General features: G+C 56.3%; 21 protein-coding genes. 18 read left to right on the top strand and 3 right to left on the bottom strand.

The genetic code is table 11. The features are described from left to right. Positions 1 to 25 precede the first annotated feature (25 nt). The 10 genes from rlmN (at position 26) to V6L79_RS07895 (ending at position 10,830) form a co-directional block, all read left to right on the top strand. The gene (gene rlmN, locus V6L79_RS07850) at positions 26 to 1,174 is read left to right on the top strand and encodes a 23S rRNA (adenine(2503)-C(2))-methyltransferase RlmN (protein WP_261741059.1); all 1,149 of its coding nucleotides are present in this window, start codon (positions 26 to 28) and stop codon (positions 1,172 to 1,174) included. A gap of 12 nt (positions 1,175 to 1,186) precedes the next feature. Next, complete coding sequence (pilW, locus tag V6L79_RS07855; protein ID WP_321835869.1) at positions 1,187 to 1,945, top strand: type IV pilus biogenesis/stability protein PilW; 759 nt, start codon at positions 1,187 to 1,189, stop codon at positions 1,943 to 1,945. After that, positions 1,945 to 2,922 (top strand): RodZ family helix-turn-helix domain-containing protein, encoded by a 978-nt coding sequence (locus V6L79_RS07860; RefSeq protein WP_338580050.1) that lies wholly within the window; start codon positions 1,945 to 1,947, stop codon positions 2,920 to 2,922. Before pilW ends, V6L79_RS07860 begins: the two co-directional genes overlap by 1 nt. 3 nt (positions 2,923 to 2,925) lie before the next feature. After that, positions 2,926 to 4,035, top strand: a complete 1,110-nt coding sequence (gene ispG / locus V6L79_RS07865) for a flavodoxin-dependent (E)-4-hydroxy-3-methylbut-2-enyl-diphosphate synthase (protein WP_048359105.1) — start codon at positions 2,926 to 2,928, stop codon at positions 4,033 to 4,035. 22 nt (positions 4,036 to 4,057) lie between these two features. Further along, positions 4,058 to 5,347 (top strand): histidine--tRNA ligase, encoded by a 1,290-nt coding sequence (gene hisS / locus V6L79_RS07870; RefSeq protein ID WP_338580051.1) that lies wholly within the window; start codon positions 4,058 to 4,060, stop codon positions 5,345 to 5,347. Positions 5,348 to 5,387: 40 nt separating this feature from the next. Next, positions 5,388 to 6,029: a tetratricopeptide repeat protein gene (locus tag V6L79_RS07875; protein WP_261741063.1), complete on the top strand. Its 642-nt coding sequence runs from the start codon at positions 5,388 to 5,390 to the stop codon at positions 6,027 to 6,029. Beyond that, positions 6,022 to 7,173: an outer membrane protein assembly factor BamB gene (bamB, locus tag V6L79_RS07880; protein ID WP_261741064.1), complete on the top strand. Its 1,152-nt coding sequence runs from the start codon at positions 6,022 to 6,024 to the stop codon at positions 7,171 to 7,173. The genes V6L79_RS07875 and bamB overlap by 8 nt, the downstream gene beginning before the upstream one ends. 136 nt (positions 7,174 to 7,309) lie before the next feature. Then, on the top strand, positions 7,310 to 8,779 hold the full coding sequence (gene der, locus V6L79_RS07885) for a ribosome biogenesis GTPase Der (RefSeq protein WP_261741065.1): 1,470 nt from the start codon (positions 7,310 to 7,312) through the stop codon (positions 8,777 to 8,779). A gap of 123 nt (positions 8,780 to 8,902) precedes the next feature. After that, positions 8,903 to 10,051: a pyridoxal phosphate-dependent aminotransferase gene (locus V6L79_RS07890; RefSeq protein WP_338580052.1), complete on the top strand. Its 1,149-nt coding sequence runs from the start codon at positions 8,903 to 8,905 to the stop codon at positions 10,049 to 10,051. Beyond that, entirely contained in the window at positions 10,039 to 10,830 is a 792-nt protein-coding gene (locus V6L79_RS07895; RefSeq protein WP_261741067.1) for an amidohydrolase, read from the top strand. Before V6L79_RS07890 ends, V6L79_RS07895 begins: the two co-directional genes overlap by 13 nt. A 234-nt stretch (positions 10,831 to 11,064) precedes the next feature. On the opposite strand, the gene leuA is transcribed toward V6L79_RS07895, so the two are convergent. After that, positions 11,065 to 12,744 (bottom strand): 2-isopropylmalate synthase, encoded by a 1,680-nt coding sequence (leuA, locus tag V6L79_RS07900; protein WP_261741068.1) that lies wholly within the window; start codon positions 12,742 to 12,744, stop codon positions 11,065 to 11,067. 579 nt (positions 12,745 to 13,323) lie between these two features. Between leuA and V6L79_RS07905 the strand changes: the two genes are divergently transcribed. The 6 genes from V6L79_RS07905 to V6L79_RS07930 all read left to right on the top strand — a co-directional run bounded on the left by V6L79_RS07905 (position 13,324) and on the right by V6L79_RS07930 (position 20,549). Beyond that, positions 13,324 to 14,085 carry a hypothetical protein gene (locus V6L79_RS07905; protein ID WP_338580053.1) on the top strand — a complete coding sequence of 254 codons (762 nt, stop codon included), beginning with the start codon at positions 13,324 to 13,326 and terminating at the stop codon, positions 14,083 to 14,085. Positions 14,086 to 14,147: 62 nt separating this feature from the next. Continuing rightward, positions 14,148 to 14,672, top strand: a complete 525-nt coding sequence (locus V6L79_RS07910; RefSeq protein WP_261741070.1) for a fimbrial protein — start codon at positions 14,148 to 14,150, stop codon at positions 14,670 to 14,672. 147 nt (positions 14,673 to 14,819) lie between these two features. Continuing rightward, positions 14,820 to 17,327 (top strand): TcfC E-set like domain-containing protein, encoded by a 2,508-nt coding sequence (locus tag V6L79_RS07915; protein ID WP_405046614.1) that lies wholly within the window; start codon positions 14,820 to 14,822, stop codon positions 17,325 to 17,327. Between the two features lie 79 nt (positions 17,328 to 17,406). After that, a complete protein-coding gene (locus tag V6L79_RS07920; RefSeq protein ID WP_338580055.1) occupies positions 17,407 to 18,681 on the top strand; it encodes a hypothetical protein in 1,275 nt (424 codons plus the stop codon). Positions 18,682 to 19,209: 528 nt separating this feature from the next. After that, a complete protein-coding gene (locus tag V6L79_RS07925) occupies positions 19,210 to 20,028 on the top strand; it encodes a transcriptional regulator (RefSeq protein WP_261741073.1) in 819 nt (272 codons plus the stop codon). Continuing rightward, positions 20,028 to 20,549 (top strand): hypothetical protein, encoded by a 522-nt coding sequence (locus tag V6L79_RS07930; RefSeq protein ID WP_261741074.1) that lies wholly within the window; start codon positions 20,028 to 20,030, stop codon positions 20,547 to 20,549. Before V6L79_RS07925 ends, V6L79_RS07930 begins: the two co-directional genes overlap by 1 nt. On the opposite strand, the gene V6L79_RS07935 is transcribed toward V6L79_RS07930, so the two are convergent. Both V6L79_RS07935 and xseA read right to left on the bottom strand, forming a co-directional pair. Beyond that, positions 20,546 to 21,370 (bottom strand): M23 family metallopeptidase, encoded by an 825-nt coding sequence (locus V6L79_RS07935; protein WP_261741075.1) that lies wholly within the window; start codon positions 21,368 to 21,370, stop codon positions 20,546 to 20,548. The genes V6L79_RS07930 and V6L79_RS07935 overlap by 4 nt on opposite strands. Positions 21,371 to 21,373: 3 nt before the next feature. Continuing rightward, entirely contained in the window at positions 21,374 to 22,753 is a 1,380-nt protein-coding gene (gene xseA, locus V6L79_RS07940) for an exodeoxyribonuclease VII large subunit (protein WP_321835874.1), read from the bottom strand. A gap of 80 nt (positions 22,754 to 22,833) precedes the next feature. Between xseA and V6L79_RS07945 the strand changes: the two genes are divergently transcribed. Together V6L79_RS07945 and V6L79_RS07950 are read left to right on the top strand one after the other, a co-directional pair. Next, positions 22,834 to 23,580 (top strand): sulfite exporter TauE/SafE family protein, encoded by a 747-nt coding sequence (locus V6L79_RS07945; RefSeq protein ID WP_261741077.1) that lies wholly within the window; start codon positions 22,834 to 22,836, stop codon positions 23,578 to 23,580. Positions 23,581 to 23,647: 67 nt separating this feature from the next. Further along, on the top strand, positions 23,648 to 24,196 hold the full coding sequence (locus V6L79_RS07950) for a sugar ABC transporter ATPase (protein ID WP_261741078.1): 549 nt from the start codon (positions 23,648 to 23,650) through the stop codon (positions 24,194 to 24,196). The last annotated feature ends 115 nt before the right edge of the window (positions 24,197 to 24,311 follow it).

A 24,311-nucleotide genomic window follows, 5' to 3' on the forward strand; every position in this document is an offset into this window, starting at 1 on the left:
TTAGCTTGTGAGTGAGGGTGAAGACATGATTGCAACGACTGGCAAAACCAACCTGTTGGGTTTGACTCAACCGGAAATGGAGAAATTCTTCGACTCAATCGGGGAGAAGCGTTTCCGTGCCGGTCAGGTCATGAAGTGGATTCACCACTTTGGCGTCGATGATTTCGACGCCATGACTAACGTCAGCAAGGCCTTGCGCGACAAGCTCAAGGCTATTGCTGAGGTTCGTGGACCTGAAGTCGTCAGCGAGGATATTTCTACCGATGGCACCCGTAAGTGGGTGGTCCGCGTAGAGTCCGGCAGCTGCGTCGAGACCGTTTATATTCCCTCGGGCAAGCGTGGCACTTTGTGCGTTTCGTCCCAGGCTGGCTGTGCCCTGGACTGCAGTTTCTGCTCCACCGGCAAGCAAGGCTTCAATAGCAACCTCACCGCCGCCGAAGTTATTGGCCAGGTGTGGATTGCCAACAAATCCTTTGGTAGCGTCCCGGCAACCATCGACCGTGCCATCACCAACGTGGTGATGATGGGTATGGGTGAGCCGCTGCTGAACTTCGACAACGTTATTGCCGCCATGCATCTGATGATGGATGACCTGGGCTATGGCATCTCCAAGCGCCGGGTGACCCTGTCTACCTCGGGCGTGGTGCCGATGATCGATGAGCTGGCCAAGCACATCGACGTCTCTTTGGCGTTGTCGCTGCATGCACCCAATGACGAATTGCGCAGTCAGTTGGTGCCGATCAACAAGAAGTACCCGCTCCAGATGCTGCTCGAGTCTTGCCGTCGCTATATGTCGACCCTTGGCGAAAAGCGTGTTTTGACCGTTGAGTACACCATGCTCAAGGACGTGAACGACCATGTCGATCACGCTCGCGAAATGATCGAGTTGCTCAAGGACACTCCGTGCAAGATCAACCTGATCCCGTTTAACCCGTTCCCGCATTCTGGCTATGAGCGTCCAAGCAACAACGCCATTCGCCGTTTCCAGGAGCTGTTGCAGCAAGCCGGGTATAACGTGACCGTTCGCACCACCCGTGGTGAAGATATCGACGCGGCGTGCGGGCAACTGGTCGGCCAGGTCAATGACCGCACCCGTCGCAGTTCGCGCCTTATTGCGGCGCGTGAGCTCAGCGCCGATGCCGAATCAGCGCAAAGCGCTGCCTCTGCACCCTGAGAGAGGACATCCATGATCTTGCGCGCCGCGCTCCCCGTCGTTTTGGTCAGCTTGTTGGCTGGCTGCGTGTCATCGGGCGATTCAAGCTCGATGACCGGCGACAAGGGACGTAGCGAAGCGCGTGAGGCTTATGTTCAGCTGGGGTTGGGTTATCTGCAGCAAGGGATGACCGAACAGGCCAAAATCCCATTGCGCAAAGCCCTTGAACTCGACAAGGCTGACCCGGACACCAACGCTGCACTGGCCTTGGTGTTTCAGTCCGAAATGGAGTTTGAGCTGGCCGAGCAGGCATTCCGTACTGCGTTGAACGGTCGCCCCGGCGATGCTCGCATCCTCAATAATTACGGCAGCTTTCTGTTTGCGCAGCAGCGCTATCAGGAAGCCCGGGTCCAGTTTCAAAAAGCGGCGGCAGACAACCTTTACCCGGAGCGTTCCCGAATCTACGAGAACCTGGGTATGACGTCGCTTCAATTGGGGCAGCGTGAGACAGGTCGTCAGCAGCTCGAAAAAGCTCTGCGCCTGAACCCGAGGCAACCGCGCGCGCTGCTCGAAATGGCTGAGATGTCATATCAAGACAGACAATATGTATCTGCACGTGACTTTTACGATCGTTTTAGCCTGCTTAGCGGGCAAAATGCACGTAGTCTATTGCTCGGTGCGCGACTGGCGAGTGTTTTCGACGACCGCACCCCAACTGCCAACTTTGGCCAGCAACTAAAACGACTCTATCCCGGCACGCCGGAATATCAGCAATACCTGTCGGAGCAATGATGAAAGCGGCGCACCCCGAAGTTCTAGCAGCGACTCGTGTCAATCCCGGTGAGACTCTGCGTCAGGCCCGTGAAAACAATGGATGGACGTTGGCTGAAGTCGCCTTGAAACTCAATCTCACGGCCAGCTCCTTGAGCAACCTTGAGACCGGAGCGTTCGACAAGCTGCCGGGGCATACCTTTGCTCGCGGCTACATCCGTGCTTATGCAAAATTGCTGGGCATGGACCAGGCCAGCCTGGTACGTGAATTTGACCTTTACACCGGCACAGATGCCAATGGCAGCAATGTGCACAGCCTGGGCCGTATAGAAGAGCCGGTGCGGGTATCCCATACCATTTTGCGCATCGTCAGCCTGTTGTTGCTGATCGCCGTGATCGGTGGCGGTTTTATCTGGTGGCAGGATCAAACGTCCATGCGCGCCAAGGACCTGGTTGGCCTGGCTCCGGAACACGTTGAAGTTGAAGGGGCTGACGGTACAACCCGGATCCACCCGATTGATGAGCCTGAAGATCAGGCTGTGGCCGAGGCCGCAGTTGAAGGGCAAGCGCCTGTTGCAACTGAAAGTGCTCCTGAGCAATCTGCAACAACTGCGCTGGCACTGCCATCCGCTCCGGCAGCGGCGCCTCTGACGCCAGCCGCCCCCCCGCTGACTCAACCTGCGCCAGCGCCAGCTGTTGCGGCACCGGTAGCACCTGCTGTTGCCCCGGCAACGCCTGCTGCAGCGCCGGCCGCCGGTGCAGGCAAGGTCAATGTGCAATACACCGCTGACTGCTGGACCCAGGTAACCGACGCCACGGGCAAAGTGCTGTTCGGTGGCCTGAAACGCAAAGGCGAAAATCTAGAAGTGAGCGGCAAGTCTCCACTGACTCTGCGTCTGGGTTACGCCCGCGGTGCGCAGGTAAGCTACAACGGTCAGTCTGTGGATATAGCTCCTTTCACCAGTGGCGAGACTGCTCGTCTGAAATTGGGTCAATAAGTCATGCACGGCGAATCTCCAATCAAACGTCGCGAATCGCGCAAAATCTGGGTCGGCAATGTACCCGTAGGTGGCGACGCCCCTATCGCTGTACAGAGCATGACCAACAGTGACACCAATGATGTCGCTGCAACCGTTGCTCAAATCAATCGTCTGGAAGCAGCAGGTGTCGATATCGTGCGGATTTCCGTACCGGATATGGACGCGGCTGAAGCTTTTGGCCGAATCAAGCAACTGGTCAAGGTGCCATTGGTTGCCGACATCCACTTCGATTACCGGATCGCTCTGCGCGTAGCGGAATTGGGTGTGGATTGCCTGCGAATCAATCCGGGCAACATCGGTCGTGAAGACCGTGTGCGTGCGGTGGTTGATGCGGCCCGCGATCGTGGGATCCCGATCCGCATTGGCGTCAACGCCGGTTCGCTCGAAAAAGACCTGCAAAAGAAATATGGCGAACCAACGCCTGCCGCTCTGGTCGAGTCGGCGCTGCGTCACGTTGAACACCTCGAGCGCCTTAACTTCAAGGACTTCAAGGTCAGCGTAAAGGCTTCCGACGTGTTTATGGCCGTTGAAGCCTACCGTCTGCTGGCCAAGGAAATCGTCCAGCCACTGCACTTGGGTATTACCGAAGCAGGTGGTTTGCGCTCAGGCACAGTGAAATCTGCCGTGGGCCTAGGTATGCTGCTCGCCGACGGGATTGGCGATACCATTCGCATTTCCTTGGCTGCAGACCCGGTAGAGGAAGTAAAAGTCGGTTACGACATCCTCAAGTCCCTGCACCTGCGCTCGCGCGGCATCAACTTTATCGCGTGCCCAAGTTGCTCGCGGCAGAACTTCGACGTGGTGAAAACCATGAATGAACTAGAAGTGCGGCTTGAAGACCTGCTGGTGCCGTTGGATGTCGCGGTGATCGGTTGTGTGGTCAACGGCCCAGGCGAAGCCAAGGAAGCCCATGTGGGGCTGACCGGTGGTACACCTAACCTGATTTACATCGACGGTAAGCCGTCGCACAAGCTGACGAATGAAAACCTGGTGGATCATCTCGAAAAGCTGATCCGGCAGAAGGCGGCCGAAAAGGTCGAAGCTGACGCAGCAGTTATCGCGCGCGGCTAACCAGACGAATAAAGGATTTATTGTGAGCAAGTCTTTGCAAGCCATTCGTGGCATGAACGACACCCTGCCGGAGCAGACGCCTCTATGGCGCTACCTTGAAAGCAAGGTTTCGCGTTTGCTGGATAACTACGGTTACAAGCAAATCCGTATGCCGATCGTCGAATTCACCGAGCTGTTCAAACGCTCGATCGGTGAAGTGACCGACATCGTCGAAAAAGAGATGTACACCTTCGAAGACCGCAACGGCGATTCGCTGACCTTGCGCCCTGAAGGGACTGCGGCGTGCGTGCGTGCTGTACTTGAACACGGCCTCACGGGCGGCGGTCAGGTGCAAAAATTGTGGTACATCGGCCCGATGTTCCGCCACGAGCGTCCGCAAAAAGGCCGTTATCGCCAGTTCCACCAGATCGGGGTCGAGGTGTTCAACCTTGATGGTCCGGACATCGATGCCGAGCTGATCGTGCTGACCTGGCGCCTGTGGGGCGAGCTGGGCATCCGTGATGCGGTCAAGCTCGAACTCAACAGCCTTGGCACCAGCGAAGCGCGTGCACGCTACCGTGCGGCACTGGTCGAATACTTGTCCTCGCGTCTGGGCGAGCTTGACGAAGACAGCCAGCGTCGCTTGAAATCCAACCCCTTGCGTGTCCTCGACACCAAAAATGCCGATACCCAGGCGGTTTTGGTCGATGCACCGAAGATGGTGGATTACCTCGACGAAGAGTCCCGCGTGCATTTCGAGGGCCTCAAGGCGCGCCTCGATACCGCTGGCATTCCATACACGATCAATCCAAAACTGGTTCGTGGCCTGGATTACTACAGCAAAACCGTATTTGAATGGGTCACCGACAAACTGGGCGCTCAGGGCACCGTGTGTGCTGGCGGTCGTTATGACGGTCTGGTCGAGCAAATGGGCGGCAAGCCCACTTCGGGCGTTGGCTTTGCCATGGGCATCGAGCGTTTGATCCTGATGCTTGAAACCCTTGAGCAAATCCCGGAAGAAATCGCGCGTCAGGTTGATGTTTACCTGTGCGCTTTCGGTGAGGCCGCCGAACTGGCAGCCTTGGCTTTGAGCGAACGTGTTCGCGATCAGCTCCCGAACCTGCGCTTGCAGATCAATGCCGGTGCAGGCAGCTTCAAAAGCCAGTTCAAAAAGGCTGACAAGAGCGGCGCGCTGTACGCGCTGATCCTGGGTGACGACGAATTGGCCCAGCAAGTGGTAGGTGTCAAACCCCTGCGTGGCCAGGGCGAACAACAAACGATTGCCTGGGATGCTCTTGCTGAGCACTTGGCCATCTGCATCGTGCAGGGTTGAAGCTGTAAAACAGCCGATTTAGCGAAAAAGGAGTGTTGGGGTGTCGAGTAACGAAGATGATCAGCTGGGCGAGTTGAAAGACTGGTGGCAGCGCAACGGCAAACCCCTGGTCACTGGCGGCTTGCTGGCGCTGGTGGTGGTGTTCGGCTGGCAGGCTTGGCACAAATATCAGAGTAATCAGTCGCAGGGTGCGTCGATTCTCTACCAACAATTGCTTGAAACCACGCTCACGCCTGACGGTCAGCCCGATGTGGCCCGTGTGGCTGACTTGGCCAACAAGCTGAAAAACGAGTACGCCGGTTCGGCCTACGCGCAATTTGGCGGTCTGTTTGTGGCCAAGGTCGCAGTGGACAACGGCAAGCTGGATGACGCGGCAACTGAGCTGAAAGCCATTGTCGACAAACCTGCCAATGCCACCCTGGGTGAAGTGGCGCGTCAGCGTCTGGCTCAGGTTCTGGCGGCGCAGGGCAAGGTTGATGATGCCCTTAAGTTGCTTGAAGGTGATTCGGACAAGGCATTCCTGGCCAGCCGTGAAGAGCTCAAGGGCGACTTGCTGGTACAGCAGGGTCGCACCGACGACGCACGCGCAGCCTACGAAAAAGCCAAGGCTGGATTGTCGGATGAGGCAGCAGTAGGCGGTTTGCAAATCAAGCTCGATGACCTGGTCAAAGGGGATGCGTGACGTGATGCGTTGGAAACATGCGGCACTGCTGGCTCTGGTCATTTTGGCCGCGGGTTGCAGCAGCAACAGCAAAAAAGAACTGCCACCGGCTGAGCTGACCGACTTCAAAGAAGAAGTCGTGCTGCAAAAGCAATGGAGTCGTTCGATCGGTGACGGCCAGGGCAAAACCTACAACATGCTGGTTCCGGCTGTTGAAGGTAACAACATCTACGCCGCTGACGTAACGGGTGTAGTGATGTCCCTGGACCGCATGAACGGCGACGTCGAGTGGAAAAAAGACCTCGAGCTGCCTGTTTCCGGCGCTGTAGGCCTGGGCTATGGTCTGGTCATGCTCGGCACCTTGCAAGGTGACGTGATTGCCCTGGACGCCAGCACTGGCGAAGAAAAATGGCGCTCTCGCGTTAACAGCGAGGTGCTTGCACCGCCTGCGACCAACGGCGATATCGTTGTGGTACAGACTCAGGACGATCGCCTGATCGGTCTGGATGCTGACACCGGTAATCAACGCTGGACGTATGACAGCACGCCAGGTGTGCTGACCTTGCGCGGTACTGGCGCACCACTGGTGACCAATCACCTGGCAATTGCCGGTCTGTCGACTGGTAAAGTGGTTGCCCTTGATACGCGCAACGGTGTGCCTGTGTGGGAGCAACGTGTTGCTATCCCGCAAGGTCGCTCCGAGCTTGAACGCATTGTCGATATTGACGGTGGCCTGCTGATGTCTGGCGGTACACTGTACGTCGCCAGCTACCAGGGCCGCATGGCGGCACTGGAAATGGAATCGGGTCGTGTGCTTTGGCAACGCGATGCTTCCAGCTATGCCGGTGTCGCCCAAGGTTTTGGCAGCGTCTACATCAGCCTGGCGTCGGGCACCGTAGAAGGCGTTGACGAGCGTTCGACCACCTCACTGTGGAGCAATGATGCTCTGGCTCGCCGTCAATTGTCGGCACCGGAAGTCTTCTCCAGCTACGTGGCGGTCGGTGACATGGAAGGCTATCTGCACCTGTTAAGCCAGGTCGATGGTCGTTTCGTGGGCCGTACCCGCGTTGACAGTGACGGCCTTCGGGCACGTCCGCTGGTGGTCGGTGACATGATTTACGTGTTTGGTAACAGCGGCAAACTGGAAGCCCTGACCATTCGCTAAGGCGTCTATGCTTGAGGCTTCAGTCTCAGGCAGCCTTGCTCTGGCAAGGTTTGCGGCACATTTGTGCTGTTCCGAACTCTGGCCGCTGCCTTGCAGCGGCTTTTGTATTTTCTGAAATAACGAAGTGGAGAGCCGCATGGTTCCCGTAATCGCCCTGGTGGGCCGACCAAATGTCGGCAAGTCCACCTTGTTCAACCGCCTGACCAGGACTCGTGACGCCATCGTTGGCGACTTGTCCGGTCTGACCCGTGATCGCCAATACGGTGAGGCCAAGTGGCAAGGGCGTTCCTACATTCTGGTCGACACCGGCGGTATCTCCGGTGACGAGCATGGTATGGACGAAAAGATGGCCGAGCAGTCGCTGCTGGCTATCGAAGAAGCTGACGTCGTTCTGTTCCTGGTAGATGCAAAAGCAGGCTTCACCGCCGCTGACCAGATGATCGGCGAACACCTTCGCAAGCGTAACAAGCGTTCCTACGTGGTTGCCAACAAGGTCGACAACATCGACCCGGAATTGGCGCGTGCAGAATTTGCACCGTTGGGCATGGGCCATGCGATCCCGATCGCGGGTGCTCATGGCCGTGGTATCACCCAGATGCTGGAAATCGCCCTGAGCGACTTCCCTAAAGATCCGGAAGAGGAAGAAGAAGGCGAAGCCGAAGTCGTTCTTGAAGGTCAGGAAGCCAAGCGCATTCCCGGCCCAAGCGAAAAAGACGGCATCAAGATCGCCATCATCGGTCGTCCTAACGTCGGCAAGTCGACCCTGGTCAACCGCATGCTCGGTGAAGACCGGGTTATTGTTTATGACGAGCCAGGCACCACGCGCGACAGCATCTACATCCCGTTCGAGCGTAACGACGAGAAGTACACGCTGATCGACACCGCCGGTGTGCGCAAGCGCGGCAAGATCCACGAAGAAGTTGAAAAATTCTCCGTGGTCAAAACCCTGCAAGCGATCAAAGACGCCAACGTGGTGATCTTTGTGATGGACGCCCGTGAAGGCGTGGTCGACCACGACCTCAACCTGTTGGGCTTTGCACTGGAGGCCGGTCGTGCTCTGGTCATCGCGATCAACAAGTGGGACGGCATGACCCCGAGCGAACGTGATTTCGTCAAGGTCGAGCTGACTCGTCGCCTGTTCTTCGTCGACTTCGCTGACATTCACTTTATCTCGGCCCTGCACGGCACTGGCGTGGGTAACCTGTACCAATCGGTGCAGAATTCCTTCAAGTCCGCGGTTACCCGCTGGCCGACCAACCGTTTGACCCAGATTCTGGAAGACGCGGTTGGCGAGCACGCGCCGCCGATGGTCAATAGCCGTCGAATCAAGCTGCGTTATGCCCACTTGGGTGGTGCTAACCCGCCGATTATCGTGATCCACGGTAACCAGGTTGAGAAGGTTCCGAAGTCTTATGTCCGTTATCTCGAAAACACCTACCGTCGTGTCTTGAAGCTGGTCGGTACGCCGATCCGCATCGAGTTCAAAGGTGGCGAGAACCCGTACGAAGGCAACAAGAACTCGCTTACCGACCGTCAGGTCAACAAGAAGCGCCGCATGATGTCGCACCACAAGAAAGCCGAGAAAAACCGCAAAGACAAACGCTAATAGCGCAAGCTTAAAGCGTAATGAGAAAGGGTCCGAAAGGGCCCTTTTTCGTGTCTGATGTTTGGGCTATTCTCGGTGGGTCCTGTGCCGCAGTCAGTGCCGGGAACTCAACAGGGAACGGCCATGATCACCAGCAAGTTGCCAAACGTCGGCACAACTATTTTCACACACATGTCGCAGCTCGCCACAGAAACCGGTGCACTCAACCTGTCTCAGGGGTTCCCCGATTTTGACGGCCCGCAGGCATTGCGTGATGCAGTCGGCCAGCATATTGCCAATGGCCACAATCAATATTCGCCCATGACCGGCCTGCCTGCATTGCGTCAACAGGTGGCGGCAAAAATCGCCCGCAGTTACGGGGTTCAGGTGGATGCCGACACCGAGGTGACGATCACCCCCGGCGCAACCCAGGCTATTTTCTGCGCGATCCAGGCCGTGATTAATGCCGGCGATGAAGTGATCGTCTTTGATCCGTGCTACGACAGCTACGAGCCCTCGGTTGAACTGGCTGGCGGTCGTTGCGTGCATGTGCAACTGGGGTTGGATGACTTCTCGATTGACTGGCAGAAACTGGAAGATGCGCTGAGCCCGCGCACGCGCATGATCATTCTCAATAGTCCGCACAATCCAAGTGGAGCCCTGATCAATCGTGCCGAGCTGGATCAGTTGGCCAAGCTGATTGCCGACCGCGACATCTACCTCGTCAGCGACGAGGTGTATGAGCATCTGGTGTTCGATGGCGTGCCCCACGTCAGTGTTTTGTCCCATCCTGAGTTGTACCATCGAGCTTTCGTTGTCAGCTCATTCGGCAAGACCTACCACGTGACAGGCTGGAAAACCGGTTACGTCGTCGCACCGCCTGCCCTGACCGCCGAGTTGCGCAAGGTTCACCAGTACGTCAGTTTCTGTGGTGTGACACCTTTGCAGTATGCGTTGGCGGACTTTATGGCCGCTCACCCTGAGCACGTTGAAGAGTTGCCCGGGTTTTACCAGGCCAAGCGAGACCTGTTTTGTGATTTGTTAAGCCCATCGCGTTTTACCTTCAAACCGGTGGCAGGGACTTATTTCCAGTTGGTGGATTACTCCCGAATTCGTCCGGACCTGAACGATGTCGACATGGCTGTATGGCTGACCCGCGAACACGGCGTGGCGACTATTCCGGTGTCGGTGTTCTACCAGACCCCGCCCGCAGGGCAGCGGCTGGTTCGACTATGTTTTGCAAAACGCGAGGAGACGCTGCGTGAAGCAGCAGAAAAACTATGCGTGATCTAAGTGGTTTACCCGATCTAGCTGTGGCGCTGGTGCAAACCACGCTGGCATGGCATGACCGCCAGGCTAACTTCGAGCATTTCGACGAGCTGCTTGAGCAGGCTCGGGGCGCCGATCTGGTGGTGCTGCCGGAAATGTTTACCACCGGGTTTAGCATGGAGTCCAAGACTCTGGCTGAACCTGAAAACGGCCCGAGCACTGACTGGCTGCGCAAGCAGGCTAAAAGGTTGAATGCCGTGGTGACGGGCAGCGTGATTGTGCAGGCTGCGGATGGCAGTCATCGCAATCGGTTGCTGTGGGCGCGCCCCGATGGCGAAGTGCTGCACTACGACAAACGGCACCTGTTTCGAATGGCGGGTGAGCATGAGCACTTCACCCCGGGTGAGCGTCAGGTTCAGTTCGAAGTCAAAGGCTGGCGGATTCGCCCGCTGATTTGCTATGACCTGCGTTTTCCGGCGTGGAGCTGCGACCCGCATGACACCGACGTGTTGCTGTACACCGCCAGTTGGCCAGGTGCGCGTCGATTGCACTGGAACCGTTTATTGCCTGCACGGGCCATTGAAAACCTGTGTTATGTCGCGGCAGTGAATCGGGTGGGCACCGACGGTAAAGGGATGGTTTACACGGGGGACAGTCACATCTTCGACTTCCAGGGCGAGTCGTTGCTCAGTGCAGGGGAGGCGGATGGTGTTTTCACCATGAGCCTGAATGCAGCCGAGCTGGGGGCTTATCGCGAGCGCTTCCCCGCGTACCTGGATGCAGATGATTTCGAGCTGCGCTGACTGTTGAACGCTCCGTAGCAGCTGCCGAAGGAACGAGGCTGCGTTCGGCGGCGAAGCCGTCGTAAGATCGGACACTGCGGTGTGCCAGGTAAACAGGGAACTCAGGATTTACGGCCGCTTCGCGCCCGAACGCAGCCTCGCTCCTTCGGCAGCTGCTAAAAGGCGTTGTGTATTCAGGCCAATAAAAAGCCCCCAAGGCTCTCGCCTTGGGGGCTTTTGTGTTTCTGGCGATGCTTACGCAGCTTTCGCTTCAACTTCACTCAGCGAACGGTTCAGGGCGCTGAACAGGGCCTTGAAGCTTGCTGTGGTGATGTTTTCATCAATGCCCACGCCATGTACTGCACGTCCGCCATCGACTCGCAGTTCAATGTAGGCCGCGGCCTTGGCGTTGGTGCCAGCGCCAATCGCGTGCTCGTTGTAGTCCATTATTTCGGCATTAACCGGCAGGCCGGCTACCAGCGCTTCCAGCGCGCCGTTGCCCTTGCCGCTCCAGCGCAGGTTGGTTTCGCCATCGCCCTTGGCCGACACTTCAACCTCGACAGCACTGTGGCCGTTCTCTTCCTGCAAGCGGTGGCTGACCAGCGCGTACGGCGTGTTGGCCTGCAAATACTCAGTGCGCAGCAAGTTGTGAATCTGCTGAGCGGTCATTTCCAGACCCAGACGGTCGGTTTCACGCTGCACCACCTGGCTGAACTCGATCTGCATCCGGCGCGGCAAGTTGATGCCGTATTCCTGCTCCAGGAGGTAAGCAATCCCGCCTTTGCCCGATTGGCTATTAACCCGAATCACGGCTTCGTAGCTGCGGCCAATATCAGCCGGGTCGATTGGCAAGTACGGCACTTCCCACAAGGCATCCGGTTTTTGCTGGGTGAAGCCCTTGCGGATAGCGTCCTGGTGCGAGCCGGAGAACGCGGTGTGGACCAGGTCGCCGACATACGGGTGACGTGGGTGAACCGGGATCTGGTTGCACTCTTCGACGACTTTGCGCACGCCGTCGATGTCCGAGAAGTCCAGTTGCGGGTCCAGGCCCTGGGTGTACATGTTCAAGGCCACAGTCACCAGATCGACGTTACCGGTGCGCTCACCGTTGCCGAACAGGCAGCCTTCAACGCGATCGGCACCGGCCATCAGGCCCAGTTCGGTAGCAGCAACACCAGTACCACGGTCGTTGTGGGTGTGCAGGCTGATCAATACGCTGTCACGGCGATTGATATGGCGACCGAACCACTCGATCTGGTCGGCGTAGATGTTCGGGGTCGCGCACTCAACGGTTGCAGGCAAGTTGAGGATCATCTTGTGCTCTGGCGTCGGGTTCCACACCTCGATCACCGCGTCACACACTTCCTTGGCGAACTCCAGTTCGGTGGCGCTGAACGTCTCTGGCGAGTACTCAAAGGTCCAGTGGGTTTCAGGCTGCTGAGCGGCGTATTTGACGAACAGCTTGGCGGCGCTGACCGCGATTTCCTTGATGCCGTCCTTGTCCTGATTGAACACGATGCGGCGGAAGGCAGGGCAGGTGGCGTTGTACAAGTGAACGATGGCTTTTTTCGCCCCGCGCAACGACTCGAAGGTGCGCGCGATCAAGTCTTCACGGCCCTGGGTCAGCACCTGGATGGTGGTGTCATCAGGGATATGGCCGTCTTCGATCAGAGTGCGCACGAAGTCGAAGTCGGTCTGGGACGCAGCCGGGAACGACGCCTCGATTTCTTTAACGCCAACGCTGACCAGGGTCTTCCAGAAACGCAGTTTCTTCACCGCATCCATCGGCTCGATCAGCGACTGGTTGCCGTCGCGCAAATCGGAGCTGCACCAGATTGGCGCGCTGGTGATGGTTTTCGAAGGCCAGGTACGGTCAGGCAAATCAATGACCGGGAAGGCGCGGTATTTGGAAGATGGGTTTTTGAGCATGGTCATCAGGCAATCCTTTATGTGCGGGCCGACTAATCAGATGCGGCCAGCCGGAAAAATACAAAGCAGAAGGCGAGGCACCGCAATTAGCTTTGCAGTCGTGCACTGACCAAGCAAAGGCTGCGATGTTGGCGAAGCAGAATGAGGGTATGAGATGTGTTCATGACCTCAACCCTAACCATTGGTGAGAAGGATGGCAAGTAGGCAAATAACATTGAGATAACTGCTCGAATATGGCGAATATTTGGATTTTTATCGCGATATTTTCTTCAGGTTGCATAATTTATTGCGCAGCAAAAGTGTCGGGCATACATCGGGTGCTGTTTGCCGCAGGTAATAACAGTCGGTGCCGGTTGAACCCTGGGAGGGTGCGTGCTGACGGTCAGGAATTTTGGTGCCTCAAAGCTGTGACAGGCTCCGTCATCAATCGTGAAAACCTGTGAAAAGCCTTGTTTTACGGTGCTAAGGCATGATCACTGATGAGGGTTTTCACTTCATCAGTCCAATCCTCGTAATACTTGATTCCGCTTCCACAGCAGTGTCACACGCTCTGTAGGGACCTGTTATCAGCCGCCAGGTATTACGATGCGTATTTACAGCTATCTCTTTCTGTTGATGGGTTGCGTTTGGGGCTTGAGTGCCTCGGCAATCGCTTCGCCAGCCATCAATCCGGGGCCGATGTTCGGCTTTTTGGAGGATGGTAAAAGCGCCGTCCTGAAACGTATTTATAACTCCGGGACCAGCACTGCATTCGTCAAGGTAGTGGTGCAGGAAATCATCTATGACGCTCAGGGCCAGCCTGTCGAGCAGCCGCCAAAAGCGCTCTCAACTGCGCCGTTGGCTGAGCAGGACACATTGCTGGCGAGCCCGGCACGGATGATTATTCCAGCCGATGGCATGCAATCGACGCGTCTGTTGTTTATGGGTCGTCGGGACCACGAGCGGTATTACCGGGTTCGCTTTATTCCCGTGTTGCCGTCCAGTGCCGACAGTTTTGACCAGAGTCCGGATGATCAGCAGGCCTACAAGAAAGACTTGGCAGCGCAAGTAACCCTGTTGACCGGGTTCGGCACGCTGCTGTTTGTCAGACCGGACAAGGTCACGTTCGATACCCGGCTTAAAGATGACAAGGATACGTACAGCGTTCATAACGGAGGCAATAGTGTTATAGCGCTGGACTTCGTTAAAAGTTGCCATGCCGATAAAGCCAACGAATGCTCGAATATTATTCAGCACTACGTATTGCCCGGTACAACTTATACCTTCACCAAAGAGCACAATAAGGTCCATAGCTTTGTCCTTCAAGAGGGGACGGCCAAGCGCACGGTTTCATTTACTCGCGTTTGAATTTGAATTGCACATAAATGATGTATCACCCCTGACGATAAACCTGAAAAAGGATGTAAAACATGCACCGTACTTTTATGGCTACTGTTAGTCCGTTGGCCCTCGCTTTGCTTGCCACTCTGGGCGCCACTCACGTATCGGCTGCTGATCCAGTCGATGTACAAATTCAATTGATCGCCAGTATTCCATCGGACAACTTCTATGTCGTGCCCGCAGAAACCGGCTGGATTAGTGTGCCGCAACGTATGGAGTGGACGCCCAATATGGGCACGGGATATGGCCAGTTGAGCACTCTGCGCAAGGCTTTTGATGTCAAAAACAGTTCAGGTGCGATTGCCGCGCGTCTGACCGATGCCGGCGGACCTTATCTGTCGAGTGGCACTGATGTGGTTCCGCTCTACGTTCATATCAATAACAAGGAGCTTACTGCTACAAGCCAGGAATTTATCAACGCCACTGAAGCCGCTGCCGGTAAACGTGTTGACCTGACCATTGCCGCAGCCGATATAGGCCGGGATTATGCTCCGGGTGAATACAGTGCCATCGTCAATATGACCTTCGATGCCGTTGCCCCGGTCACACCTTAAACCGTCTTTAGTATGACCTGAGTTCTAAAACTTGCTTTCCGGGTGGTCGAACAGCGATCGATGTTTTCGGCTGCCTGGAAAGTGTAGTTGTGAGGGTTTTACATAAACGATGTCAGTTTGTCTGGATACCAACTATTGAACTCTGTAATGGGTCGTGCCCTGACTGTTTGCTGTTCGATTATATTATCGACTGGCCTTAACGCTGAGGTTAATTCACCGTCAAAATTAGGTGTGTTAAGTCAGGCAGAGTCTTTGCCTGATGGTTTTCAGGAGCACTTCTTCGATGTGCCTCTGGCCGTGCGCATCGATGTGAATGCCAAGTTGCTTGGCGATGCCCTGGTGATCCTCGGTCGTGATGAGAAAATTCGACTGTTGAGCTTTACCGATACACAAGAAAGCGCATTACCTGAGGCAGAGCGTGCCGAATGGCTGGCTCAGTTGTCCATGCCGACTGCGCTGGGTAGCTGTACCAGCAACTGTGCAAATGGCCTGGTGGCCTTGCATTACAACCTGCAAGACTCTCTATTTTCGATTTTGACCGATAACGCCGAACGTGAAGGTGTTTCTGCGCAATATCACAGCCTCCCTGAAGACGGCAGTGCTGGCCTGATTCTGCACAATCAGTTGAACATTGCCCGAGGTGGTGGCTCCGCAGCCAGCACGGCAGCGCGTTACAACGTTCAGGCCAGCAGCAGCATCGGTAACTGGACACAGGTGGCTTCGGCTGAGCTGGCGCGTACCGGTGAACCCGACTCTCCCACCTATCACTCACTTAACCAGCTCTACGGCCAGCGTGAATTTGCCGGCAATTTTTTCCGTCTGGGGTATTTCACCCCGGATGCGTTAGGGGTTTATCGACGCCCGCGCAATTTTGGCGCCAGCCCCGATACCACCCTCGGTTTCATGTACGGCACCAGCGACAGCCTGGCCGTCAACGACTCAAGCCCCAGCACTTATCCCGTCTATGTCACGCCCAGCCGCCAGGGCCTGGTTGAGGTCTATCGCGACGGTGTTCTGATTTACAGCCAGGCCGTTGCCAGTGGCTTGCAAACACTCGACACCCGGCGCTTGCCCGGCGGTATTTACCCGGTCCAGGTGCGCTTGATCGAGGACGGTCAAGTGACCTCTACAACCGAAGAGGTGATCTACAAACCTAACAATTGGCGCAATGCCGATCAACCCTGGCGCTATAGCGTGTTCGGTGGCAAACGACGCCAGTTGTTCAACAACTGGGGCGATGACATTCAATATGATCAAGGCTTGACCTACGGCGTCCTGGTCAATTACTTGCTGCACCCGCGAGTCATTCTTGGGATGGACGCCCAGCGTGTGGCGCAAAAAATGCAATTCGGCAGTTCCATCGATTGGAGCCTGTCGGACAGAATCAGTCTCAACAGCAATGTGTATCAAACGGCGGGCTACGGTACCGGAATGGACATTCAGGCCCGTTATCAATACCACGGTGGCAGCGTGATGTTTTCTCACTCGCGCTCCTGGCTTGATACCCGAAACGACCTCGATTATCTGGACACCGTCGCGATTCGCCCGAAAAACGGCTACAACGGCCGTACTCAAAGCACCTCGCTCGCGCTTTCCCAGCGCCTGAGCCTGACCAGCAGCCTGACGGGCAGGGTTAACCACAGCAGCGGCAATACCAACGGCACAGGGGTGGATCTGAGCTGGTTGCGCAGCAGCACGTTGTTTGGCAGTGATGTGAATTGGCAACTGTCGCTGTTTGACCGCCCTTCGAGCATCAGCACCGGGAGCCAGCGTAATCGCGGGATCGACCTGAGCATCAACCTGGCGCTGGGCAAACCGGGTGGCAATCTCACGGCCAGTATCGGCAGCCGAACCTCCCGTGATGGCGAGCGCGAACTCAATGGCTCAGTGGGTTACAACAAGACTCTCGACGGTGCTTTTTTCAAAAGCTACTCGACCAGCCTCACGGCCGACAGTTACGGCGCAGGTTTGAACGGCGCCACGCAATTTGAAACCTTGATGCTCAATGGAGACGCCTATGCTCAGCGTTCATCCTATAACGGCGAGGTCAGCGGTGGTTTGAACCTCAGCAGTACCGTAGCGGTGGGTGGCGGAACAGTGGCTGCCAGCGGTAGTTTTTATGGGGGCGACGGCGCAATGATCGTCGACCTGGATTCGGACATCGACAACCTTGTATTAAGCGCTGATGACTTGGGCGGTAGTTTTGGCGCTGCGCTTAAACCCGGCAGAAATGTAGTGCCGGTGGGCGCTTATAAAAGTGGCACGGTGCACTTCGACTTCACCGGCAATGATGCTCACGCCGCGTCGATACAACCTGCGCAGGCGCGCTACCACCTCAATAAGGGCGGGGTGATGTATCAGAAAGTGCGCGTACTCAAAACCTTGTCCGTGCTTGGGCGCCTTGTTGATCCACAGGGCCGTCCCATGGCGGGCGCACATATTGTTAATCATGCCAGCAGCGGTGTGACTGAGGCCGACGGGTTCTTTGTACTGGAAATGAGCGAATCGTCTCCCAGCCTGCAAATTAATCACCGGGGGCAGCCAGCATGCAGTGTCCTCCTGGAGCCGGGCAAACATAAGCGCGAAAACAATGTGCTGCTGGTGGCCGATATTGTCTGCCATCCCTCTTCGGTGGGCGTTGCGAAAGGGCCGTGAGAGGCCATGTCGCGGCCATGCAGGTGCTACAGGGTGCACAAGGAGCGTGTGATTTATCATTTTGAACTGAGTAATTATTATGCGGCTCTCGTTACTTGTTAATGCTCAAGTCTTCACCCGTTACGGGGTGGCACTGATATTGATGTGCTGCGTGTTACCGACGTCAGCCTATGAAAAAACCATTGAGGCGGTCTATACACCGGATCCGAACAACCCAATGAAGAATACATTTATCCTGCAAACGCCCGCCGAAGGTCATTGCGGGATGCCTTCAACGTGTAGCGGGGCATGGGGCATGCTCTGGCCGGTTATATTTGAATCGCCGACGGGTATTGATCCTGCAGCGAACGCGAACGATCAACGGCAAGGGGCCTATATGAAGATCCCCCTAGGTTGGCGCAGCGTGATGTTGGTCAACACTAAAACAGGCTCGCAGGCAGAGCTGAAAGTTCGGGCAACTGCGATAGGCGGGCGCTACGTTTTAACCAGGCCTGCGGCAGAACTGTCCCCGGGAGGCCCGACGGCGCCCTACCTGGGACACGGGTTGCTCTGGCAAGGAGGCACGTGGCATGAGGTGTCGCCGTGTTATTCGTCGAGGCTGTGGTATTTGGTCAGTACCATCCATGAGTTTTTTTGGGAGTATCGCAGCAAGGACACGTGCACCAAGAAAGCGCTGTACGACATCCCCGGCCCTTTTATTTATGAGCGGGTTCAAACCGCGTTTGAATTTGTAATGCCTAACCCGCTGGATATGGAGCCGGGTGATTATGCTGCCAACACACTCTATAGCGTGGGGCCGGGTCAGGATTATGACCTCGGTGAATTGATGCTGCCCTCCGATAGCCAACTGGTGCTTGATTTCAAATTTGTCGTGAACAGTGCATTAAGCGTGGACTTCCCGCCCGGTTCTCAGCGGGCCGTGTTGCAACCTAGGGAAGGCTGGCAGGGCTGGCTTAATTCGGGGCGCAAAGCACCAGGGTTGAGTGCGTTTCAGAACTTTAAACTGTCCACCTCCAGCAATTTTAAAATGTACCTGGACTGTCAATACTCGGTCGGCACCGACTGCGCTATTTACGCAGAGTCGGCCACGAAAAATGCCCAGGTGGCGGTGGTAGATACTATGGTGAGTTTTCCAGCCGGTATTACATTAGCGCCCGGTAAGCGTACGGCTATTAAAGTGCCCCTGGCACAGGGTATACACCATGCGGTGAGCTTCGATATTGAGGGGGTCCAAGTGTCGCGTGGAGCCACCATGAATTATGAAATAAAGCCTGAGGTGACGGAGCTCATGGTCGATAACCCCGGCAGTACTTACACGGGGGTGGTGACGATCATATTTGATGTCAATACCTGACATACGATAGAAACATTGTGATTGTTTGATTACAGTGATAGTCAGTGCTTGAGCGTTGTATTTAATAAGACTACTGATGACGGCAGCATGTGCGCGGGTCCCCGCGAACCCTTCACATAATAATTATGTTAATACAGTACCGGTGTCGGGTTGTTGCCCGACTTGACCCGGTCAGCGTGCCGCTTCACTCTGCGCACATTTCCCCTATGTGACGTGTCTGGATAACAATCAGGTCGACGCCCTGTGCACAGCAGGTCAGTTTGTTGAGGGTGCGGCCTGTTTGTTTTAATGTCGAATCATTGAAATTTCCTACTTATACCCTGATTCCAATCACTCGATTGACGGAGATGTCGCAAGCGTTGGTTTATTGTGTGTAGGGATCAAACGGGAGTTGATGCTTAATCAAGGATCAGACGGGTGAGTGAGATATCGCAGCGCTAAATGATTGATGTAGAGTGTTGTTTAACTCGGGAGTTGAACGGGCGGACGCAGGCAGTCCGTCTACTCATTTTATAAGGCTGTAATACTATGGCCCGTTATTTGATAGCTGGCGTAATGTTATTTGATGATGAGTTGTATGAAGTATCCGGTGTCGGTGGCGTTGTTCAGGCCGTGGTGCTGGGAGCCGCAGCCAGTCGTTGTTTCTCGACATTACTTGAGGCCCAGGGCGCCATAGTTACTAAAAAGGAGTTGCTGCATGCGGGGTGGGAGCGTTACGGGCAGCAGGTGTCTGCCAACAGCGTCAACCAATCCATTGCCCAGATCCGCCGCTGTTTATCCACCGTGGGGCATTGCGATTACGTGGTCACGGTGCCGCGCATTGGTTACAAAGTCAGCGATGCTTTATCGATTGAGAAACTGGGTGACGGTACGCAACCTCTGTCGAGTGATGCCCATGGCTGCGGGCGCAATATCACGCCATTGTCGGTGATGCCGGGTGATCAGCCTGGTGTGCCGGCACAGAAAAATTTCAGCAGCAGACGCAAGTATCTATCTCTTGCCGGGTTGCTGTTGTGTAACGCGTTTGTGGCGTTTGGCTGGCATACGTTGACGTTGAGTTCGCCGCTGTCTCCGGCAATCGAATTAACCTACTTACCGGTGCCGGGGGCGTACAACCTGCATTTGTTTTCGGCACCGGGTTTAAACGTAAGCCCTGAACGAATCAATGCCCATATGCTCAAGTTGAAGGAAAAACCGCCTGCATTCACGACCTTGGCGAGTTATGGGTATGTGTATTTGAATGGAGCGCTTAGGGATGACGTTTATGGGTACTTTCTATGCCGGGATCCGATAGAAGTCAGTGTTTCAGGGTGTATTTCCTATTTTATTGTGGAGGGGGCCGAATAATGGCCATCGTAAAGTCGAGTGTGCCGGGGATGATGTTTATCGCACTCATCGCTTTGCCTTGGCTGGTCTCTACGTGGTTCTACTCTGCGGGGCGAGTGGTATGGGAGTGCCATCTGGACTTTGAAATGCTGGTGAGCTCATCCGATCAAACCGCGGAGCGAACCCTGGGGTCATACAGTCAGTTTTTTTATGGTAATAACCTGGGTTTTTCAAGGATCAGTGGCCGTAAAGTACGCACCTTGAAAAACGGTCAAACCCGAGTGCACAACTTTAATCGTTTTATTGATTTCAAGTATGTGCAAGCGGGTCCTTATTTGAAAAACAAGGTCACTAAAGTAACGCGCAAGCAGGGTGACACGCTTGATGATGATCAGCATCTGGCATTTATGAGCCCGCCAGGTGAGGACGTCTATGTTCAAGTGTTGAAACTGGGCCCCAGCACTTATTCGTTTGGCCGCCTCGGCATGCCACGCCAAATCTGCCAGGGCAGACAAGGGTGGCTGATGCCGCGTTTGCGTTAAGGCTGGAAGGCACCGATAAAGATCGCCGGATCAACCCGTGCGTCGTTCAGGCTGACGTTCCAGTGCATGTGCGGGCCGGTGGCGCGGCCAGTGGAACCGACCTTGCCCACCACATCACCACGGGCCAGTTGCTGGCCGACCTTGGTGTCGATTTTCGACATATGGCAGAACATGCTGATAAAGCCCTGGCCGTGGTCGACAAACACGGTGTTGCCGTTGAAAAAATAGTTGCCGATCAGAATCACTTTGCCCGCCGCCGGGGTTTTGATCGGCGTGCCCGCTGGCACCGCAAAGTCGAGGCCCGCATGGGGGTTGCGCTCTTCGCCGTTAAAGAAGCGGCGTACGCCGAATTTGCTCGACAGCGGTCCGTTGACCGGTTTGTCCAGCAGCAGGTTGCTCGGGTTGTTGGGGCTGAAGGTGCGGTAAGCCTTGATCTGAATCGCCAGCTCGTTGTCGATGCGTTTGATATCCGCCGGGTTGGGATTGACCTGGCGCTGGTTTTTTAGCGTGATGCGTTGTTCGGGGTATTTCTTGTTGCCCACCGTAAAGCCCAGTTCACGGCCGCCGCTGCTGATCTGCTGGGCCCCGGGTTTGACTGTCAGTGGAATGCCGACAATCGCCCGCCAGGTATCCTGTTCTTTGATCACCAGCACAGGCTTGCCGTCGTACGTGGCCTTGGGCGCTTGCGCGCCGGTGCCCAGCTCAATTACGGCAACGCCGCCAGGTACCGGTTTGTTCAATAAACGAGTGATGTAGCTGTCAGCAGCGTGCGCATTGAGGGTCAGGCACAGTAACAAGACGGCAGAGAGAAAACGCGGCATCAGTTAATCCAGTAAAGAGAGGGTGACGGGCGTGAGGTGATTGTCCTCAACGCGGACTTGCAGCTCGCCTTCGCCCAGTTTGGCCTTCAAACGCTGACCGTTATGGGTCTGCCCGGCGCTGCGAATGGCGTTGCCGCGTTCATCCAACAAGATGCTGTAACCGCGGCCAAGAGTCGCCAGCGGGCTGACCACATGCAGGGTTTGCATCTGACTTTGCAGTTGTAGGCGCCGTGCTTTCAGCCCTTCGCGCATGGCCCGGGGCAAGCGCTCGGCGAGGCTGTCCAGGCGCTGGCGCAGCATGCTCAGCTGGCGGCCCGGATGCTGCGCCGCGAGGCGGGTTTCGAGGCGGATCAGACGTTCGCGGCGGGTATTGAGGCTGCGTTCGAAAGCGCGGCGCATGCGCATGTCCAGATCATCCAGGCGTTGGGCTTGCTGGCGCAGGCGTTCGCCGGGGTGACGCAAGCGACGGGCCAGGCCGTCGAGGCGCAGGCGGTCGCGCATCAAGCGGTCGCGAATGCGCATCACCAGACGTCGGTGCAGGCTGTCGATACGCCGTTGCAGATCGCTGGAGTCCGGTGCCAGCAACTCTGCGGCCGCAGACGGCGTTGGCGCCCGTACGTCAGCCACGAAGTCGGCAATGGAGACATCGGTTTCGTGACCTACAGCACTGACGATTGGCGTCACACAGGCATCAATGGCGCGGGCCACGGCTTCTTCGTTAAAGCACCACAGGTCTTCCAGCGAGCCGCCACCGCGGGCCAGAATCAGTGCGTCGAAGCCGCGTGCATCGGCCAGCTTCAAGGCGCGGACAATCTGCGCCGTCGCTTCTCGGCCTTGTACGGCGGTGGGGATCAGGGTCAGTTCGACTTGCGGGGCCCTGCGGCGAAACACGCTGATGATGTCGCGAATCACCGCGCCCGTTGGCGAACTGATAATTCCGATGCGTTGCGGGTGAGCGGGCAGGGCGACTTTGCGTTCGGGGCTGAACAGGCCTTCGGCGCTGAGTTTTTCTTTCAGCGCATCGAACGCCAGGCGCAGCGCACCATCGCCTGCGGGCTCTACAGTGTCGAGGATCAGTTGGTAGTCGCCACGCCCTTCAAACAACGACACCTTGCCGCGAACCTTGACCGCCAGGCCGTCTTTCAAGGCCTGGCGCACCCGCGCAGCGCTATTGCGGAACAGTGCGCAACGCACCTGGGCGCCACTGTCCTTGAGGGTGAAATACACATGGCCAGAGGCCGGGCGGGCGAGGTTGGATATTTCGCCTTCAACCCAGATGTTGCTGAACACGTCTTCGAGCAACACCCGCGCCCGGCCATTGAGCTGGCTGACGGTCAGGACTTCTCGGTCGAGGTTGAGTCTTGCAAAGGGGTCTTTAATCATGGGCCTCATCATAAGGGCGGATTGTTATCACTGCACCTGTCTGATAGAAGTCTGCGCACTAAAAACAGGGAAGCTGAGCAATGGATTTGCCTTTTAGCGGTAGTGAATGGGTGTTGCTGGAGCTGGCCATTGCGCTGGCGTATATCGTGTTTGGCGTGGCCGGGTTTGGTACGGCACTGGTCGCAGGTCCGCTGCTGATCCTGTGTCTGCCCTTGTCGAAAATCATCCCTTTGCTGGTGCTGCTGGATTTTGTCGCAGCATTTGGCAACTGGTTGCCTTCGCGCCGCGATGTTGCACGGCCTGAGTTGCTGCGTTTATTACCGTGCATGGCCATAGGTTGTGTCATCGGTGTGGTGTTTTTACTTAACCTCAAGTCCGACCTGTTGTTGCTGTTGATGGGGATTTTTATCACCGCTTATGCCTTGTACAGCCTGGCGGTGAAGGTCAAGCCGACGCAGGTCGCTGCCGGCTGGGCCATCCCCACCGGCATCACGGGCGGGTTGTTTGGCGCCCTGTTCGGCAGTGGTGGGTTTCTGTATGCGCTGTATTTGAATGCACGCTTACCGAAGGATGCGGCTCGCGCCACGCAAAGTGCTCTGATCAGTTGCAGCACTGTGGTGCGCTTGAGCTTGTTTGTGATTGCCGGGGTGTATGCCGATGGCGCGTTGCTGTTACTCGCTGCCTGTCTGTTGCCGGCGATGGCTTTGGGGTTGTGGATTGGCCGACGGTTGACCCGCAAATTGTCCCGTGAGGCTTTTGTGCGGCTGGTAACGTGGTTGGTACTGGCCAGTGGAATTGCGCTGATTGCGCGATACCTGAGCGCTTGACCTCAGAAGTTGAGGCTTTAAGCTCCCACAGACAGCAGGTTTTCATCTCCCAACATGTGCCGTACCCATGAATTCGCAGAGCATCATCGTCCCTAAAATTTCCACCTTGCCGGTTCATGAGCCGCGTGCCCGAGCCATCGTGCGCTGGCTGGTACGCAAGAACATCATTGAACAAGAACTGACTACTTGCGGGCGCACTGGCAACGGCATGGCTTACGCCATCGCAGCGGGCGCCCGAGAGGTGGTATTGCACCCCGAGGCGTTGCCATTTGGTCAGCCGGTCAATGGTCTCGAGATCATCACCAAACGCTGTATCTACACCCCGTCCAAGGGCTTTCTTGAAGAGGCTGGCTGTGCCGAGTGCCGCAAGGAAGTGGGCGAGGCGCTGTTCGACAGCCTTGAAGACTGGATGCCGGGCCGCACCGACAACTTCATCTGCCCGCTGTGCGCTCATGAAGACGACATCAATGGTTTCCTGTTTTTGCAGCCTTGTGCGTTTTCCAATCTGGGCTTTATTTTCAATAACTGGGCCGAGGCGGGTTTCAAGCAAAGCTTCCTTGACGAGTTCGCCGATTGGCTCGATCAGCCGGTGGCGTGGGTGAAGGTGGAGCTGTAAACCTGTAGATGCTCTGTTCCTGTGGGAGCGAGCCTGCTCGCGAATGATCTTCGCGAGCAGGCTCGCTCCCACGGTTGAAGTATCTGGGCGGTTCCTGCCCTGCGGGTCAATAAAT

The sequence above is a fragment of the Pseudomonas sp. ML2-2023-6 genome (genome assembly GCF_037055265.1).
GTDB lineage: Bacteria > Pseudomonadota > Gammaproteobacteria > Pseudomonadales > Pseudomonadaceae > Aquipseudomonas > Aquipseudomonas kulmbachensis.

Bases quoted from the DNA above. Each gene is read 5' to 3' on its own strand.
- rlmN (WP_261741059.1), top strand. From the start codon at position 26: ATGATTGCAACGACTGGCAAAACCAACCTGTTGGGTTTGACTCAACCG.
- pilW (WP_321835869.1), top strand. From the start codon at position 1,187: ATGATCTTGCGCGCCGCGCTCCCCGTCGTTTTGGTCAGCTTGTTGGCT.
- V6L79_RS07860 (WP_338580050.1), top strand. From the start codon at position 1,945: ATGAAAGCGGCGCACCCCGAAGTTCTAGCAGCGACTCGTGTCAATCCC.
- ispG (WP_048359105.1), top strand. From the start codon at position 2,926: ATGCACGGCGAATCTCCAATCAAACGTCGCGAATCGCGCAAAATCTGG.
- bamB (WP_261741064.1), top strand. From the start codon at position 6,022: ATGCGTGACGTGATGCGTTGGAAACATGCGGCACTGCTGGCTCTGGTC.
- der (WP_261741065.1), top strand. From the start codon at position 7,310: ATGGTTCCCGTAATCGCCCTGGTGGGCCGACCAAATGTCGGCAAGTCC.
- V6L79_RS07890 (WP_338580052.1), top strand. From the start codon at position 8,903: ATGATCACCAGCAAGTTGCCAAACGTCGGCACAACTATTTTCACACAC.
- V6L79_RS07895 (WP_261741067.1), top strand. From the start codon at position 10,039: ATGCGTGATCTAAGTGGTTTACCCGATCTAGCTGTGGCGCTGGTGCAA.
- leuA (WP_261741068.1), bottom strand. From the start codon at position 12,744: ATGACCATGCTCAAAAACCCATCTTCCAAATACCGCGCCTTCCCGGTC.
- V6L79_RS07905 (WP_338580053.1), top strand. From the start codon at position 13,324: ATGCGTATTTACAGCTATCTCTTTCTGTTGATGGGTTGCGTTTGGGGC.
- V6L79_RS07910 (WP_261741070.1), top strand. From the start codon at position 14,148: ATGCACCGTACTTTTATGGCTACTGTTAGTCCGTTGGCCCTCGCTTTG.
- V6L79_RS07915 (WP_405046614.1), top strand. From the start codon at position 14,820: ATGGGTCGTGCCCTGACTGTTTGCTGTTCGATTATATTATCGACTGGC.
- V6L79_RS07920 (WP_338580055.1), top strand. From the start codon at position 17,407: ATGCGGCTCTCGTTACTTGTTAATGCTCAAGTCTTCACCCGTTACGGG.
- V6L79_RS07925 (WP_261741073.1), top strand. From the start codon at position 19,210: ATGGCCCGTTATTTGATAGCTGGCGTAATGTTATTTGATGATGAGTTG.
- V6L79_RS07930 (WP_261741074.1), top strand. From the start codon at position 20,028: ATGGCCATCGTAAAGTCGAGTGTGCCGGGGATGATGTTTATCGCACTC.
- V6L79_RS07935 (WP_261741075.1), bottom strand. From the start codon at position 21,370: ATGCCGCGTTTTCTCTCTGCCGTCTTGTTACTGTGCCTGACCCTCAAT.
- xseA (WP_321835874.1), bottom strand. From the start codon at position 22,753: ATGATTAAAGACCCCTTTGCAAGACTCAACCTCGACCGAGAAGTCCTG.
- V6L79_RS07945 (WP_261741077.1), top strand. From the start codon at position 22,834: ATGGATTTGCCTTTTAGCGGTAGTGAATGGGTGTTGCTGGAGCTGGCC.
- V6L79_RS07950 (WP_261741078.1), top strand. From the start codon at position 23,648: ATGAATTCGCAGAGCATCATCGTCCCTAAAATTTCCACCTTGCCGGTT.